13 protein-coding genes and 1 pseudogene are annotated in these 14,439 nt (G+C 72.2%); 4 read left to right on the plus strand and 10 right to left on the minus strand.

From position 1 onward, the window contains the following. Positions 1-25 precede the first annotated feature (25 nt). The 10 genes and pseudogenes from ACFOYX_RS26020 to ACFOYX_RS26065 all read right to left on the minus strand — a co-directional run bounded on the left by ACFOYX_RS26020 (position 26) and on the right by ACFOYX_RS26065 (position 8,970). Positions 26-1,003: a LacI family DNA-binding transcriptional regulator gene (locus ACFOYX_RS26020; RefSeq protein WP_236647489.1), complete on the minus strand. Its 978-nt coding sequence runs from the start codon at positions 1,001-1,003 to the stop codon at positions 26-28. A 161-nt stretch (positions 1,004-1,164) separates the two neighbouring features. Beyond that, positions 1,165-1,441, minus strand: a pseudogene (locus ACFOYX_RS26025) (IS3 family transposase); the annotation flags it as partial. A gap of 113 nt (positions 1,442-1,554) precedes the next feature. After that, positions 1,555-2,760: a low temperature requirement protein A gene (locus tag ACFOYX_RS26030; RefSeq protein WP_322439406.1), complete on the minus strand. Its 1,206-nt coding sequence runs from the start codon at positions 2,758-2,760 to the stop codon at positions 1,555-1,557. Positions 2,761-2,974: 214 nt separating this feature from the next. Next, positions 2,975-3,877: an SMP-30/gluconolactonase/LRE family protein gene (locus ACFOYX_RS26035; RefSeq protein WP_322439407.1), complete on the minus strand. Its 903-nt coding sequence runs from the start codon at positions 3,875-3,877 to the stop codon at positions 2,975-2,977. An 18-nt stretch (positions 3,878-3,895) separates the two neighbouring features. After that, positions 3,896-4,837: a sugar kinase gene (locus ACFOYX_RS26040; RefSeq protein WP_322439408.1), complete on the minus strand. Its 942-nt coding sequence runs from the start codon at positions 4,835-4,837 to the stop codon at positions 3,896-3,898. Next, the gene (locus ACFOYX_RS26045) at positions 4,834-5,460 is read right to left on the minus strand and encodes a bifunctional 4-hydroxy-2-oxoglutarate aldolase/2-dehydro-3-deoxy-phosphogluconate aldolase (RefSeq protein ID WP_322439409.1); all 627 of its coding nucleotides are present in this window, start codon (positions 5,458-5,460) and stop codon (positions 4,834-4,836) included. Before ACFOYX_RS26045 ends, ACFOYX_RS26040 begins: the two co-directional genes overlap by 4 nt. After that, positions 5,457-6,341, minus strand: coding sequence for a hypothetical protein (locus ACFOYX_RS26050; protein WP_322439410.1), 885 nt, complete (start codon positions 6,339-6,341; stop codon positions 5,457-5,459). Before ACFOYX_RS26050 ends, ACFOYX_RS26045 begins: the two co-directional genes overlap by 4 nt. Continuing rightward, positions 6,335-7,480 carry a galactonate dehydratase gene (gene dgoD, locus ACFOYX_RS26055; RefSeq protein ID WP_109801260.1) on the minus strand — a complete coding sequence of 382 codons (1,146 nt, stop codon included), beginning with the start codon at positions 7,478-7,480 and terminating at the stop codon, positions 6,335-6,337. The genes ACFOYX_RS26050 and dgoD overlap by 7 nt, the downstream gene beginning before the upstream one ends. Continuing rightward, positions 7,477-8,187: a FadR/GntR family transcriptional regulator gene (locus ACFOYX_RS26060; protein ID WP_322439411.1), complete on the minus strand. Its 711-nt coding sequence runs from the start codon at positions 8,185-8,187 to the stop codon at positions 7,477-7,479. The genes dgoD and ACFOYX_RS26060 overlap by 4 nt, the downstream gene beginning before the upstream one ends. Before the next feature lie 36 nt (positions 8,188-8,223). Beyond that, the gene (locus ACFOYX_RS26065) at positions 8,224-8,970 is read right to left on the minus strand and encodes an SDR family NAD(P)-dependent oxidoreductase (RefSeq protein ID WP_322439412.1); all 747 of its coding nucleotides are present in this window, start codon (positions 8,968-8,970) and stop codon (positions 8,224-8,226) included. A 161-nt stretch (positions 8,971-9,131) separates the two neighbouring features. On the opposite strand from ACFOYX_RS26065, the gene ACFOYX_RS26070 reads away from it, so the two are divergent. From ACFOYX_RS26070 to ACFOYX_RS26085, 4 genes are read left to right on the plus strand one after another with little or no spacing between them, the layout of a single operon-like run. Continuing rightward, positions 9,132-10,424, plus strand: coding sequence for an extracellular solute-binding protein (locus tag ACFOYX_RS26070; protein ID WP_322439413.1), 1,293 nt, complete (start codon positions 9,132-9,134; stop codon positions 10,422-10,424). Then, positions 10,424-11,359: a sugar ABC transporter permease gene (locus ACFOYX_RS26075; protein ID WP_322439414.1), complete on the plus strand. Its 936-nt coding sequence runs from the start codon at positions 10,424-10,426 to the stop codon at positions 11,357-11,359. Before ACFOYX_RS26070 ends, ACFOYX_RS26075 begins: the two co-directional genes overlap by 1 nt. Then, positions 11,356-12,180 carry a carbohydrate ABC transporter permease gene (locus ACFOYX_RS26080; RefSeq protein ID WP_322439415.1) on the plus strand — a complete coding sequence of 275 codons (825 nt, stop codon included), beginning with the start codon at positions 11,356-11,358 and terminating at the stop codon, positions 12,178-12,180. Before ACFOYX_RS26075 ends, ACFOYX_RS26080 begins: the two co-directional genes overlap by 4 nt. Then, a complete protein-coding gene (locus ACFOYX_RS26085) occupies positions 12,177-14,330 on the plus strand; it encodes an alpha-galactosidase (RefSeq protein ID WP_322439416.1) in 2,154 nt (717 codons plus the stop codon). Before ACFOYX_RS26080 ends, ACFOYX_RS26085 begins: the two co-directional genes overlap by 4 nt. Positions 14,331-14,439: the final 109 nt, after the last annotated feature.

The raw sequence follows: 14,439 nt of genomic DNA on the forward strand, positions 1-14,439 counted from the left end.
GCCGACGGGCTCAGCCCGCGCCCGGTCAACCCGCAGGGGGGCGCTCACCCGAGCCACGGGCGAGCAGCCGGGTCGGCAGCACCACCCGCCGGGCCGGTCCACGGTCGCCGTCGATCCGGGCCAGCAGCAGCTGCGCCGCCTGGCGTCCCATCTCCTCCGGGTCGTGCACGATGACACTCACACCCAGCACCTCACCGAGGTCCAGGTCGTCGAAGCCGACCAGGGCCGGTGATGCCGGGTGACCGCGCAGCGCCCGCAGAGCTCCGCTGGTGATCCGGTTGTTCATGGTGAACAGGGCGGTCGGCGCGGGGATGCGGCTCAGCAGCTGGTGCACCGCCCGCTCGGCGGCGTCCACGTCGTGCGCGCTCTCCACGAGGTACCCGGCCCAGTCCGCAAGCCCGGCGGCCTCCATCACCTCGGCGAATCCCGCCAACCGGTCCCGGTGGGTGCTCAACCCAGGCAGGTCCCCCACCACCCCGATCCGCCGGTGCCCGGCCGCGATCAGGTGCGCGCCGGCCTGCCGGGCACCACCGTGGTTGTCCAACAGGACCGCATCCGCAGCGAGGTCGACCGGGGGTCGGTCCACGAACACGAAGGGGATGCCGTGGCGGTGTTCGGCCTCGAGATAGCCGTGCTCGGTGGCACTGGAGGCGATCACCAACGCCCGGACCCGCCGCTCCAGCAGGGCGTCGGCGAGTCGGCGTTCCCAGTCCGAGTCCTCGTCGGTACTCGCGATGACCAATTGCAGACCGTGCATGCGCAGTTCGCGTTCGAGGCCACTGGCCAGGCGGGAGTAGAACGGGTTGGCCAGGTCACCGATGAGCAGGCCGACCAGTGTCGAGGTGTTGGCGCCCCGACGCAGCTCCCGGGCCACCCCGTTCAGCCGGTAGCCGAGCTGGTCGGCGGCGTTCCGCACCCGCAGCCGGGTTTCCGCGGCGACTCGCGGCTCGTCGCTGAGCGCGCGGGAAGCCGTCTTGACCGACACCCCGGACAGTGCGGCCACCTGCCTCAGGCTCGGCCGACCAGCGGTACGACCAACGGGCATGCCCGAGATTATGACATCGCGCGGCAACCCTGCCGCCGTGCCTCCAGACCACGCCCGTGCCGAGGTGGTGGTGCGCACCTCACGAACTTGCGGGACCGGAACTGACTACCGCTATCCGAGCCGAACGCCGGATCGTCGTGGTGGATGCCCAGGGCGTTGATCAGATGCGCGCCGTCCCAGTCCCGCCGCGACACCGGATCTTTGCGCCAAGCGTGAAAGGCCTGCGGGGTGAAGCCCAGGACCCGGCAGGTCACCGCGACGGGGATGCCGTCCGCGGCCAGGTGGCAGCCCAGCGGGTAGGTCATTTTGGGGCGATCTCCCGGGCGAAGAACGCCGCCGCCGGCGCAGGATCTCGTTCTCCTGCTCGAGCAGCTTGTTCCGCTTCCGCAGCTCCCGCGACGAGGGGTGGGGGCGATCGCGCAGTGGTGCCCGGCTCGCGCTCGCTTTCGATGCCGTCGAGGACGCAAGCGATATGTCGGCGGGATCGACGGCGACCGGGCGGCGGGAGGCTATGGGCGTAGATACCGCCCGTTGGGTGGTGGTGGCGGGGTTGGCTTGCTGGGGCGGAAGCGCCAGGAAATGGTGTCCGAGGTGGCGATCGCGGTGAGGATGACGATGGCTACGACGGCGATCAGGATCGGTGGCAGGAAGGCGACCACGGGCGCTAGCGCGACGAGGAGCAGCAGCCCGGTCACTCGGGAATAGGCGATGCGGCTGAAGGACAGGTAGTCGAGCCGGGCGCGGCCGGCCAGGTAGATGGCCGGTCCGCAGAGGATGACGGCGGACCAGACCAGGTTGGGTTCGGCGAACGGGTGGGTGATGATGATTTCGTCGCCGACCGAGCTGAGCACGATGCCGCCGGCCATGAGCAGGTGGGCGTAGGAGGCGGACCGGCTGAAGACGGCGGGGGTGGTGCTGGTGGCGATCACGGCCGGGAGCACTAGGCCCGCCCGGTAGAAGTAGATCCGCCACAGCAGTGTGGTGATGGCGAACGCCAGTACGAACGCGCTCACCCGGTCTCGTCCGAAGCCGAACGCGGCGAACTGCCCGCCCGAGGCCAGGACCGTCTCGCCGAACGCGACGATCATGATCTGCTGGTAGCGTTCGGCGAGGTGCTCCGCGTTGACCGTCTGGGTGGCGATCCGGGCTGGGCCGAGTTTGGGTAGCCGGAAGTCCAGCCGGCTCATGGTGTAGCCGAGGGCCGCCGCGGCGAGCCAGATCACCACCCGGGTGATGTCCTCGGTAAGTGCGCCCACGATCCACAGCACTCCGGACAGACAGAACCAGATGAGCTGCTGCAGGGTGCCGATCGCCACCTCCCGACCGTGCAGCGCGACCGTGACGAAGAGGGCGCGGCCGACCTGGATGACGACGTAGGTGGCGGCGAAGATCATGCCGTTCTCTCCGAACGCCGTGGGCACCGCACCCGCCATGATCAAGGTACCGAGCATGATGGGGATGATCACGAGCTGGATCGCGGGTCGGGCGGGGTTGAGACGGTTCGTGGTCCAGGCGGTGAAGACCCAAACCCACCAGAACGCGGCGAGCAGGATCACCGTGTGCAGGGCACCGAGCCAGGTGAGGTTGTGGAACAGGGTGTGCGAGAGGCGGGTCAGCGCGAACACGAGGATCACGTCGAAGAAGAGTTCGACGTAGGTCGCGCGCTGCGGTTCGGCGTGGTCCCGCAGTAGGTCGCCCGTGTTGCCTGCGGTCACGATACGCCCGTCCTGTCGGCTTTGCGGCGTCAGCACGTCAGTCGTACCACGGGGGTGGTGGCCTAACCTGGTGTTGCGCTCGCGAGGTGCTCGGGAAGGCGGGTGGCCCAGCCTTCTGGGCGTCGAGCTCATCGCGGGCGGGCACCTCGGATGGCCAATTTGGCCGAATTAACCGCAACGACGAGACGAAGTCGGTGCTGTTCCGCTGCCGCCGCTACGGCACCGCTACCGTTGCTGATGGACCCGATGGAGGAGCAGCCGATGCGGCGGGCAGGCCGGCGACCTCCACGTCGACGGCGAGTAGCGCACCGTCGACGGGGCCGCGGGGCGCCAACCCCAGGGCGGCGGTGGTGACGAAGAGCCGGCGCAGGTCGGGGCCGCCGAGGCAGACGCTGGTGGGCTGGGCCGCGGCAAGGCGGATCTCGCGGTCCAGGCGCCCGTCGGGTCGGTAGCGGCGGACCGCGTGGCCGCCCCAGAGCGCCACCCAGAGATGCCCCGCGGCGTCGACGGTCATCCCGTCCGGGACGCCCTCCCCGGGCGACAGACGCAGGAACGGTTCCCGGGCGGACAGGGCGCCGGTGGCCGGGTCCACCGTGAACCGGTCCACCTGACCGAGCGGGGTGTCCGCCAGGTACATGACGGCGCCGGTGGCGTCGAAGGCGGGGCCGTTGGTGATGGTCAGCCCGGTCACCGCCGCCTCGGGCGGGCCGTCGACCGGCAGGCGGTAGAGGGTGCCCGCGCCCGGGGTGGCGTCGTACGCCATGCTTCCCGCCCAGAACCGGCCATGCGGATCGGCCACCGCGTCGTTCATCCGGGCCCGGGCCGGGTTCTTTCCCTCGAGGTCCGCGACGAGTCGTGAGCCGCCGGCGCCCTCCAGCACCGCCACCCCGGTGCCGACCACGGCCAGCCAGTTGCCGGGCCGCCCGGCGATGGCGGCCACCGCACCCAGCGGGCCGTCCACCTTGCACACTTCGCGCAGCGGCGCGGGGGTGTCGCCGGTGGTCTCCAGGAGCCGTCCGGCGAGGAGGTCGACGAGCACGAGCCTGCCAGCCACCCAGCGAGCGCCCTCCCCCAGCTCGAGGCGGTCACTGCTCCAAGGGGTCGGTTCGGAAAACACCAGGTCTCCTCTCGGTCGTCAGCGGACGGCGCTGCCGGGCGCGTGGTCGAGCAGCGCCAGCTCGGCCCGGGTGGGCAGGCCCTCCCAGTCGCCCTGGGTGGCGACCGCGAAGGCGCCGGTGGTGACCGCCCGGTCGAGCCGGGCGTCGACCTCGGCGCCGTCGAGCAGACCGGAGAGCAGACCGGCCACGAAGGCGTCGCCCGCACCGACGGTGTCGACGACCGGCACCTGCCGGGCCGGCCGGTGCACGCTGCCGAGGTCGCTGTGACTGGTGGCGCCAGCCGCGCCGTGCTTGACCACCACCTCCCGTACGCCGGCGTCGCGCAGGGCGCGGACCGGATCGGCCGCGTCGGTGAGGACGCCCAACTCGTCGTCGGAGGCGACCACGAGGTCGATCGACGGCAGCAGCGGCCGCAGCGCCGCGGCGGCCTCGGTCGACGACCACAGCCGCCGCCGGTGGTTCACGTCCAGACAGACCAGGGTCCCGGCGGCCCGGGCCCGGGTCACCGCCGTCCTGACGGCCTCGTACGGCCCGGAACCCAGCGCGCAGGTGATGCCGGTGACGTGCAGGACGCGGGGTGGCGCCCCGGCACCGGTGAAGGCGGCGGTCAGGTCCGACGCGGCCAGCCGGGAACCGGCCGATCCGGTCCGGTGGTAGGTGACCCGGCTGATGTCGCCCACCCGGGACTCGAAGAGGATCAGTCCTGTCGGGGCGTCCGGGTCGACCCGGGCCAGGGTCAGGTCGACGCCCTCGGCGCGCAGTGTGCGCCGGATCAGCTCGCCCGGTTCGTCCGCCCCGGTGACGCCGATCCAGCGGGCGCGGTGCCCGAGTCGCGCCAGGCCGATCGCCACGGTCGACTCGGCGCCGGCCACGGAGAGCTGGACCGGGCCTCCCAGCCGCAGTGGAGCCGAGGCCCGGAAGGCCGCCATGGTCTCACCGAGGGTGAGCACGTCGGTCACGACGGCGCCACCCCGGCGCGGAAGGCGGCGGCCCGGTCCCGCAACGCACCCAGGTCTCCGCCGCGCACGGCGTCGCCGAGCAGCGGTGAGCCGACCCCGATCGCGGTCGCGCCCCGGTCGAGGTACGCCCGCGCGCTGTCCGCGTCGACGCCGCCGACCGGCACGAACGCGGTCCGCGGGAACGGGTCCCGCAACGCACCCAGGTAGGCGGGCCCGCCGAGCGAGGCGGCGGGGAACAGCTTGACCGCGGCGGCCCCGCTCGCGTCGGCCTGTACCACCTCGCTGGGGGTCAGCGCGCCGGCGAGCACCGGCAGCCCCAGCCGGCCCGCCTCGGCGATGCTCGGTGCGAGCGCCGGGGTGACCAGGAAGGTGGCGCCGGCGTCGGCGGCCCGCTGGGCATCCTCGGCACTGAGCACCGTGCCGGCGCCCAGTTGGGCGTCGGCGCCGAGTGCGGCGCGGGCCCGGCGGATCGTGTCCAGCGCGCCGGCGCCGGTCAGCGACACCTCGATCAGGGCGATGCCGGCGTCGGCCAGGGTCAGCACCGCGGCCAGTGCCGCCGCCGGGTCCGGGCCGCGGACGATCGCCAGCAGCCGGTGGGTCCGCAGGAAATCGAGCAGGTTCATCGGGGACGGCCTCCGGATGATCGGTGTGCGGAGATGGTCAACCGCCAGGTGACCTCGCCGCTCGGTGGGACTTCGGCGGCGTCGTCGGGGCCGGCTTCGGCGAGGTCGAAGGTGCCGCCGAGCAGGGGTTCGACGCCGATGCTGCGGTAGGGACCGTCGGTGGGCCAGCCGCGCAGGTTGCGCCAGAGCGCGGTGGAACGGGGTTGGCCGTCACAGTCGAGGTGCAGGGTGAGCCGGTCGGCGCCGTCGTTCACCCGCACGGTCGGGCAGCCGAGCAGCACCGCGCCGACCGCGGTGCCGTCGTCGGGGCCGAGCTGGTCCAGCGGCAGTCCGGCCGGCGTGGGCCACGTCCCGGACAGCCACGGCCGGCCGGCCGGCCACGGGCCGGCGGGCAGCAGCGCGGCGGCTTCCGGGTAGAGCCGGGTCGGGGTGCCGGCAGGCGCTTCCAGCCGGGCGGTGGGGGAAACGTCGAGCAGGGCGTGGGCCGCCCAGATGAAGCGGTAGCCGGGATCGGCCTGGAGGCGGTAGTCGGCGACCACCACGCCGGACCGGTCGGTGAGCCGCCGGGTCAGGGTGAAGTCCGGGCACTCGATGGTCGCGGCCCCCGGGCCGGTGGTGCGCCAGGGCCGGGACCAGACGTCGCCGTGGTCGGTTCGGCCGCGCACCGTCGGCAGGCACTCCTCCAGGCCGCCCGCGTCGACGAACGGGTCACCGGCCCGTACCCCGTCCCGGCCGGTGTCCGGCCGCCGCCAGAGCCACTCCCGGCCGCCACCGCGCAGGGTCGTCCACCGGCCACCATGGCGGTGGTCCGAGCCGACGCGCAGCGGCACCGGGATCTCCGTCGCGGGGGTCTCCGGCAGCCGGTCGTCGGCGCTCACCATTCGGCGAAGGAGCCGTCGTCGTGGCGCCAGACCGGGTTGCGCCAGGCGTGCCCGGTGCGGGCCGCGGCGCGGACCGCCGCCTCGTCGACCGTGATGCCCAGGCCGGGCGCCTCGAACCGGTTGATGTGCCCGTCGACGAACTGGAACGGCGCCGGGTCGACCACGTAGTCGAGGAGTTCGGAGCCGGCGTGGTAGTGGATGCCGATGCTCTGCTCCTGGATGAGGAAGTTCGGTGTCGCGAGGGCCACCTGGAGGCTGGCGGCGAGCGCGATCGGCCCGAGCGGACAGTGCGGGGCGAGCACGGCACCGTACGTTTCGGCGAGGGCGGCGATCCGGCGGACCTCGGAGATGCCGCCGGCGTGGGAGAGGTCCGGTTGGACCACCGCTACGCCGGCCTGCAACGGTCCGAGGAATTCGGCGCGACCGTACAGCCGCTCGCCGGTGGCCACCGGGACCGGGGAGGCGGTGACGATGTCGTGCAGGTGGTGGGCCTGTTCGGCGAGGACCGGCTCTTCCACGAAGAGCGGTCGCAGGGCGGCGATCTCGGGCAGGATGCGACGCACGGCGGCGGCGCTGGCCCGGCCGTGAAAGTCCAGCGCGATGTCGCGGTTGTCGCCGAGCACCTCGCGGGCGGCGGCGACGCGGCTGACGACGGCGTCCACCTCGGCGGGGGTGGGAATCGCGGAGAGCCGACCGCAGGCGTTCATCTTGATCGCGGTGAGTCCGGCGGCGGCCTGCGCGGCGGCCGCCTCGGCGACCTCGCCGGGCTCGTCACCGCCGATCCAGGAGTAGACCCGGACCCGGTCGCGGACCGGACCGCCGAGCAGGGCGTGCACCGGGGCGCCGTACGCCTGCCCGGCGATGTCCCAGAGAGCCTGGTCGAGACCGGCGACGGCGCTGGACAGCACGGGCCCGCCGCGGTAGAAGCCGCCCTTGGTGAGGATCTGCCAGTGCTGCTCGATCCGGAGGGGGTCCTCGCCGATCAGGTACTCCGCCAGCACCTCGACGGCGCTGCGGACCACCTCGGCGCGCCCCTCCACCACGGGCTCGCCCCAGCCGACCAGCCCCTCGTCGGTCTCCACCCGGCAGAACAGCCACCGTGGTGCGACGAGGAAGGTCTCGATTCGGTCGATCTTCACCGGTTGCCCTTCTGCCCGCGTACCTTCTCGACGTCGCGCACCGCCTTCTCCAGCAGTCCCCGCATGGCGGTCTCGGCCGCGGTGGCGTCCCGCGCCCGGATCGCGTCCACCACGGCCCGGTGGCTCGGCACCGGGTCGTCGTGCGGTTCGCCGCCGTGCACCAGGCGGTCGCGTTCGGCGAGGCCGGTCTCCATGACCACCTCCATGCGCTCCAGCAACTCGTTGTGCGTGGCGGCGAGCAGCGCGCGGTGGAAGCTCAGGTCGGCGGCGACCGCGGCGGCCGGATGGCCCTTCGCGGCGGCCATCTCGTCCAGCGCGCCGTCCAGCGCGGCCAGGTCGTCGTCGGTGGCCCGGCCGGCCGCCAGCCGGACGGCGGCCGGTTCGATGATGCTGCGGACCTCGTGCAGCTTGTCGAGCAGCCGCGGATCGGCGCCCTCGGCGAACTGCCAACGGATCACGTCACCGTCGAGCAGGTTCCAGTCCGCGCGGGGGCGGACGAACGTGCCGCGCTTCTGCCGGGCGTCCACGATGCCCTTGGCGGCGAGCACCTTGAGCGCCTCCCGCAGCGCGGTGAGGCTGACGTCGAGCTCCGCCTGGAGTGCGGTGATGTCCAGCGTCGCGCCGGGGGCGATCTCTCCGGCGAGGATTCGGCGCGCGATGACCTCGACGGTCTGCCCGTGCAGGCCGCGGCGTGCGTACGTTGTCAATGCTCTTCGCACCTATCGCTCGTCTGTATCGATCGGTCAGGCCGAGGCTTTCACCGCGGTCCAGCCGCCGTCCACCACCAGGCTCGCGCCGGTGATGTAGCCGGCGTCCGGCGAGGCGAGGAAGGCCACGGCGGCCGCCACCTCGTCCGGCGTGCCGAACCGCCTGGCGACCGTCGCCGCAACGCTCCGCTGTCGGTCCGCTTCGGACACCTCCTCCCAGGCCGGGGTGAGGATCGGCCCCGGCAGCACGGTGTTCACCCGGACGTCCGGCCCGTACTCGACGGCGAGTTGCCGGCCGAGCGCGACCAGACCGCCCTTGGCGGCGGCGTAGGCCGGCCGGCCGGGCAGGCCCACCAGCGCATGCACCGAGGAGACCACCACCACCGCGCCGTGACCGGCGCGGAGATCGTCCAGGCAGGCCCGCACGCCGAGAAAGGCGCCGGTGAGGTTGACCGCGAGCTGGTGATCCCAGGACTGTCGGCTGGTCTCGTGGGCGGGGGCCGCCTCCACGGCGTAGGCGTTGCTGACCAGGATGTCGACCGGCCCGAACGCGCGTCGCACCGTTGCCACGGCGGCGGTCCAGTCGGCCTCGTCGGAAACGTCGGCGACGACGGGAACCGCCCGACCGCCCGCGGCGGTGAGCTCCTCGGCGAGCGGCGTGGGATCGCGTACGTCCATCAGGCCGACGGCCGCACCCTCCGCCGCGAGCCGCCGGGCGGTGGCCGCGCCTATCCCGCCGAGCGCCCCGGTGACCAGTGCGGTCCTGCCCGCTAGTCGTCGCATGTGGTGGATCATCCGTCCGCCGAACCTCGAAGATCTAATCATTAATTAGTAATACATCTTGACAGCTGCGGGCGGCGGATGCAACCTTCTGGCCACACCGTTCACATGACTGACACAACCGCGTTGTCACGCATCGTGTCACTGAGGAAGGGACCACCCCCGTGAGCGACTTCGACCCCAGTCGCCGCCGATTCCTTGGGCACCTCGGCCTCGCCGGCGTCGGCGCGCTCGGCGCCAGCTCGTTGCTGAGCGCGTGCGCCAGCTCCGCCAGTGGCCCGGCGGACAAGGCGTCCGGCGCGATCAGCCTCCAGTCGAACCTCTCCTCGCCGCAGGCGAAGGCGGCGATGGAGAAGATCATCGAGAACTTCAACAAGCAGGGCAGCGGCAGGGCGACGGTGAACACCATCGCCTCCGAGACCTACCGCACGCAGCTGCCGACGTATCTGACCTCCGCGAACCCGCCGGACCTCTACACCTGGTACGCCGGCTCGGTCGCCAACAACTACGCCAGCAAGAATCTCCTGCTCGACGTCTCCGACGTCTGGCGGGGGCTGGGCGACTACCCCCAGTCGCTGCGGAACATCTCCACCGACCCGACCGGCAAGCAGATCTTCGTGCCGATGACCAACTACTGGTGGGGCTTCTTCTACCGCAAGTCCAACTTCGCCAAGTGGGGCGTGCAGGAGCCGAAGACCTGGGCCGAGTTCATCACGCTCTGCCAGACGCTGAAGAGCAAGGGCGTCGCGCCGATCGGCATCGGCCTGGGCGACACCCCCTGGGTCGCCTCGGCCTGGTTCGACTACCTGAACATCCGGATCAACGGCGCCCCGTTCCACCGGGAACTCCTCGCCGGCAAGCAGCGCTTTGACGACCCGAAGGTCAAGGCGGTCTTCGCGCGGTGGCGCGAGGTGCTGCCCTACTTCGACCCGAAGGGCAAGGCCTACCCGTTCCAGGAGGCGACCACGGCGCTGCTGGCGAACAAGACCGGGATGTTCCTCATCGGCACCTTCTTCGCCGACGCCGCCCCGAAGGACGCCCTCGGCGACCTCGACTTCTTCCAGTTCCCGATCATCGACCCGGCGGTGCCGGTCGCCGAGGAGGCGCCGACCGACGGCTTCTTCGCCAGCGCGAAGACGGCGAACCCGGCCGGCACCAAGGCGCTGCTGACCTACCTGGCCTCGGTGCAGGCGCAGGAGACGTACATCCAGAGCAGCTCCGGCATCGTCCTGCCCGCGCACCCGAAGGCGAAGGCCGCCGACAGCCCGCTGGTCGTCAAGGGCAAGGCGATGCTGGACAACGCCAAGGAACTCACCCAGTTCTTCAACCGCGACTCCAGCGACGCGTTGCAGCCGACCGCGGACACCGCGCTCACGAAGTTCATCGACAAGCCCGACCAGATCGACGCGATCCTGCGCGAGTGGCAGGCCGGCGCCGAAAAGGTCTTCAAGGGCTGATGTCGACGCTCGCACCAGCCACCTCCCGCACCTCGACGGCGGGACCAACGCCCAAGCAGCGGCGGCGCCGGGCCAACCGGCCGTCGCCGCTGCTGGTGGCGTTCGTCCTTGTACCCTTCGCGGTCGAGAGCATCTGGGTGTTCTGGCCCGCCCTGCAGGGCTTCTACTTCTCCCTCACAAGGTGGGACGGCCTCGAACCGCCCACGTTCATCGGTTTCGGCAACTACACGGAGCTGGCCGGCGACGCGGTCTTCCGGGGTGCGCTGGTCAACACCGTCATCTGGCTGGTGCTCTTCGGCGGGCTGTCGGTCCTCGGCGGGTTCGGGATGGCGCTGCTGCTGCAACGCGAGCGGCGCGGGGTCGGCTTCTACCGCGCCGCGCTGTTCACCCCGGTGGTCTTCAGCCTGGTGGTGACGGCGCTGGTCTGGCGGGTCTTCTACCAGCCCGACGGGCTGGCCGACCAGTTGCTGCGCGCGGTCGGACTGGAGCAGCTGATCCGGCCCTGGCTCGCCGACCCGCAGACCGCGCTCTACGCGGTGATCCTGCCCGCCCTGTGGCGGCAGATCGGCTACGTCATGGTGCTCTACCTGGCCGGGCTGAAGGCGATCGACCCCGCGCTGCACGAGGCGGCCCGGATGGACGGCGCCAACGCCCGGCAGCGGCTCCAGCACGTGACCATCCCCCAGCTGCGCGGCGTCAACGCGGTGGTGCTCTCGGTCATCGTGATCGACTCGCTGCGTTCGTTCGACATCGTGTGGGCGTTGACCCACGGCGGGCCCTACCACTCGTCCGAGCTGCTGAGCACCTACATGTACTCGGCCGCCTTCCAGAGCCTGCGGCTGGGCTACGGCTCCGCCATCGCAGTGGTGATCTTCATACTCGCGCTCGCGGTCATCCTCGGTTACCTCGTCCGCGCGTTCCGGGAGGACGCATGATCCGCGCACTGCGCACCGGCGCTTTCCACACCGGCATGAGCCTGCTGGCCCTGCTGTGGCTCGGCCCGATCCTCTGGGTCGTCGCCATGTCGACGAGGACCTTCGACGACATCGCGGCGCACGGGGTGGGCAGCCTGCCACACTCGTTCACCCTGGACACCTACCGGCAGGCCTGGACCGACGGCGGTGAGCTGCGCGCCCTGATCAACAGCCTGCTGGTCACCGTGCCCGCTGTCGCCCTCAGCCTGGTACTGGCGGCGCTCGCGGCGTTCGCGCTCAGCCGCTACCGGATCCCCGGCCGACGGGTGATCCTGCTGCTCATGCTCGCCGGGAACCTGCTGCCGCCGCAGATCCTGCTGATCCCGGTCAGCAAGTTCAGCGAACTGACCGGCCTGTACGACACCCTGGCCGCGCTGATCGCGGTGCAGGTGGGCTTCGGGCTGGGCTTCTACACGTTCGTGCTGCATGGCTTCATGCGGGACCTGCCGGGCGAAATGCAGGAGGCCGCCACGGTCGACGGGGCCGGACCGGGGCAGATCTTCGCCCGGGTGATCCTCCCGTTGACCCGTCCGGCGCTCGCCGCGCTCGGCGCGCTCTCCTTCACCTGGATCTTCAACGACCTGCTCTGGGCGATCACCGTGCTGCGCACCGACGATAAGATGCCGGTGACCCCCGCCCTGCTCGGGTTGCAGGGCCAGTTCGTCTCGTCGTGGAACGTCATCGCCGCCGGCACGGTCATCGCGGCGGTACCGACGCTGCTGGTGTTCCTGCGCTTCCAGCGGCACTTCGTCTCCGGCCTGGCGCTCGGAGCAGTCAAGTGAGCGACCCGGCCACCGGCAACATCTACGAACGCGCTGCGGTGCGGAACGCGACCGACGCGGGTGAGGACACGGCCCCGCTCGCCGGCCCGTGGACGCTGCGTGGCGTGGCCACCGAGTACACCGTCGTCGTACCCGGGCACGGCCGGTGGCTGGAACTGGTCAGCTGGGGTCCGCCGGGCGTGGCGCACGGACCGTCGCCGGCCAGCTACACCGGCCCGACACCCTTCCTCACCGCCGGGGACTTCGCGCCGGTGGAGTACGCGACCGACGCGGTCCGCCCGTTCACGGGCGCCGACCTGGTCGTCGAGACGGCGACCGGCGACCGGCGGGTCTCCTGGCGCTACCAGCAGGCGGAGACCGACGGCGGTCAGCTTCGGGTGACCTTCGCCGACCCGGTGACCGGGTTGCGCGCGGCACACTGCTACCGGATCCCGGCCGGCACCGATGTGGTGGAGCGGTGGGTGGAGCTCACCAACACCGGCGAGGCTCCGCTGCGCCTGGCCCGGGCCGGCTCTGCCGGGTTCTGCGTGCCGACGCCGCACGGTGCCCGGCTGAGCTACCAGTGGGGCCAGTGGGCGCAGGAGTTCCAGCTCGCGCACCTCGACCTCGGCCACGGGCAGTTCTCCATCGGCAGCTCACAGGGGGTGCCGGGGCACAGCTTCGTACCGTGGCTCGCGGTCCAGGACCGGGCCGAACCCGACGGTCCCACCTGGGGTGTGGCGCTGGCCTGGACCGGCTCGTGGCAGATCGTCGCGGAGCCGGACACCGGCGGGCTGACCCGGGTCCGGGTCGGTCGCCGTCTGGTCGACGGTGGGCTGGACCTGCCCGCGGGCGGCGGGATCACCCTGCCGGTGGTCGCCGGCGCCCACAGCGACGCCGGGCTGGCCGGACTGGCCCGGGCCTGGCACCGCTACCAGCGGCAGCTCGCCGGCGACCGGCTCGACCGGGCCCGGCCGGTGCTCTACAACTCGTGGGAGGCGACCGAGTTCGCCGTCGACGCCGACAACCAGCTGGCGCTGGCCCGGATCGCGGCGGAGCTCGGCGTGGAGACCTTCGTCGTTGACGACGGCTGGTTCATCGGGCGGCACGACGACCGCGGCGGGCTGGGCGACTGGACCCCGGACCCGGTCAAGTTCCCGGCCGGTTTCGACGCCTTCATCGCCCAGATCCGCGCCCTCGGCCTCACCTTCGGGCTCTGGGTCGAACCGGAGTCGATCAGCCCGGCGTCGCGCCTGTACACCGAGCATCCCGACTGGGTCTACGCGATCGACGACCGGCCGATCACCCCGATCCGCAACCAGTACCTGCTCGACCTCGGCCGCCCCGAGGCCGCCGAGTTCGTCCACTCCACGCTGGACGGCCTGCTCCGCCGGCACGACATCGGGTATCTGAAGTGGGACTTCAACCGGCCGCGCACCGAGTCCGGCCGGCCCGGCGCGGCCACCCGGCTGGACCTCGACGGCGCCCACGTCGCCAACCTGCACCGGATCTACGCCGCCCTGCGGCGGGACCACCCGCACGTGACGATCGAGGCGTGCGCCGCTGGCGGCGCCCGTACCGACCTCGCCATGGCCGCCCACGCGGACGTCTTCTGGCCGAGTGACAACACCGGACCGCTGGACCGGCTCGCCATCCAGCACGGCTTCCTGCACGCCAACGCCCCGCACCTGCTCTCTTCGTGGGTGACCGACGCGGTCGGGCTGTTCGACCAGCGGCCCCGCTCGCTGGCGTTCCGGTTCGTGCTCGCGATGGCCGGCGTGCTCGGCATCGGTGCGGACATCCGGCACTGGACGCCCCGACAGCGGGCCGAGGCGGCCAGCTGGATCGGCCGGTACAAGCAGATCCGCGAGGTGATCACGCACGGCGAGGTGCACCTGATCGGCGGGCCCGACCAGCCGCGCTGCGCCGTGCAGTACACCGCGCCGGACGGCGACACCCTCGTCGTCCTCGCCTGGCACACCGGCCGGCTCGACGGCCATGGCCTGCTGCCGTCCCGGCCGGTCCGGCTGCCGCTGCGCGGCCTGGCTACGGACGACACCTGGCGGCACGGCGACGACACCTACTCCGGCAGCCACCTCACCGCCGTGGGCCTGCCGGTGCGGTGGACCGCGGACCACGACGCGGAACTGTTCGTCCTGCGCCGAGCCTGACGGCCCATTGGCCGGGCCGGGAACCGCAACCACCTGATCCGATCGGTGACCCCGCCGCCCCACGCTCTCGGCGTCGGGCGGCGGGCCTGCCGGGCCACACCCCGCGGAC

Origin of the sequence: Micromonospora sp. GCM10011541 (genome assembly GCF_042650725.1) — a bacterium.
Classification (GTDB): Bacteria; Actinomycetota; Actinomycetes; order Mycobacteriales; family Micromonosporaceae; genus Micromonospora; species Micromonospora sicca.

Bases quoted from the DNA above. Each gene is read 5' to 3' on its own strand.
- ACFOYX_RS26045 (WP_322439409.1), bottom strand. From the start codon at position 5,460: ATGAACCTGCTCGATTTCCTGCGGACCCACCGGCTGCTGGCGATCGTC.
- ACFOYX_RS26050 (WP_322439410.1), bottom strand. From the start codon at position 6,341: ATGGTGAGCGCCGACGACCGGCTGCCGGAGACCCCCGCGACGGAGATC.
- ACFOYX_RS26065 (WP_322439412.1), bottom strand. From the start codon at position 8,970: ATGCGACGACTAGCGGGCAGGACCGCACTGGTCACCGGGGCGCTCGGC.
- ACFOYX_RS26075 (WP_322439414.1), top strand. From the start codon at position 10,424: ATGTCGACGCTCGCACCAGCCACCTCCCGCACCTCGACGGCGGGACCA.
- ACFOYX_RS26080 (WP_322439415.1), top strand. From the start codon at position 11,356: ATGATCCGCGCACTGCGCACCGGCGCTTTCCACACCGGCATGAGCCTG.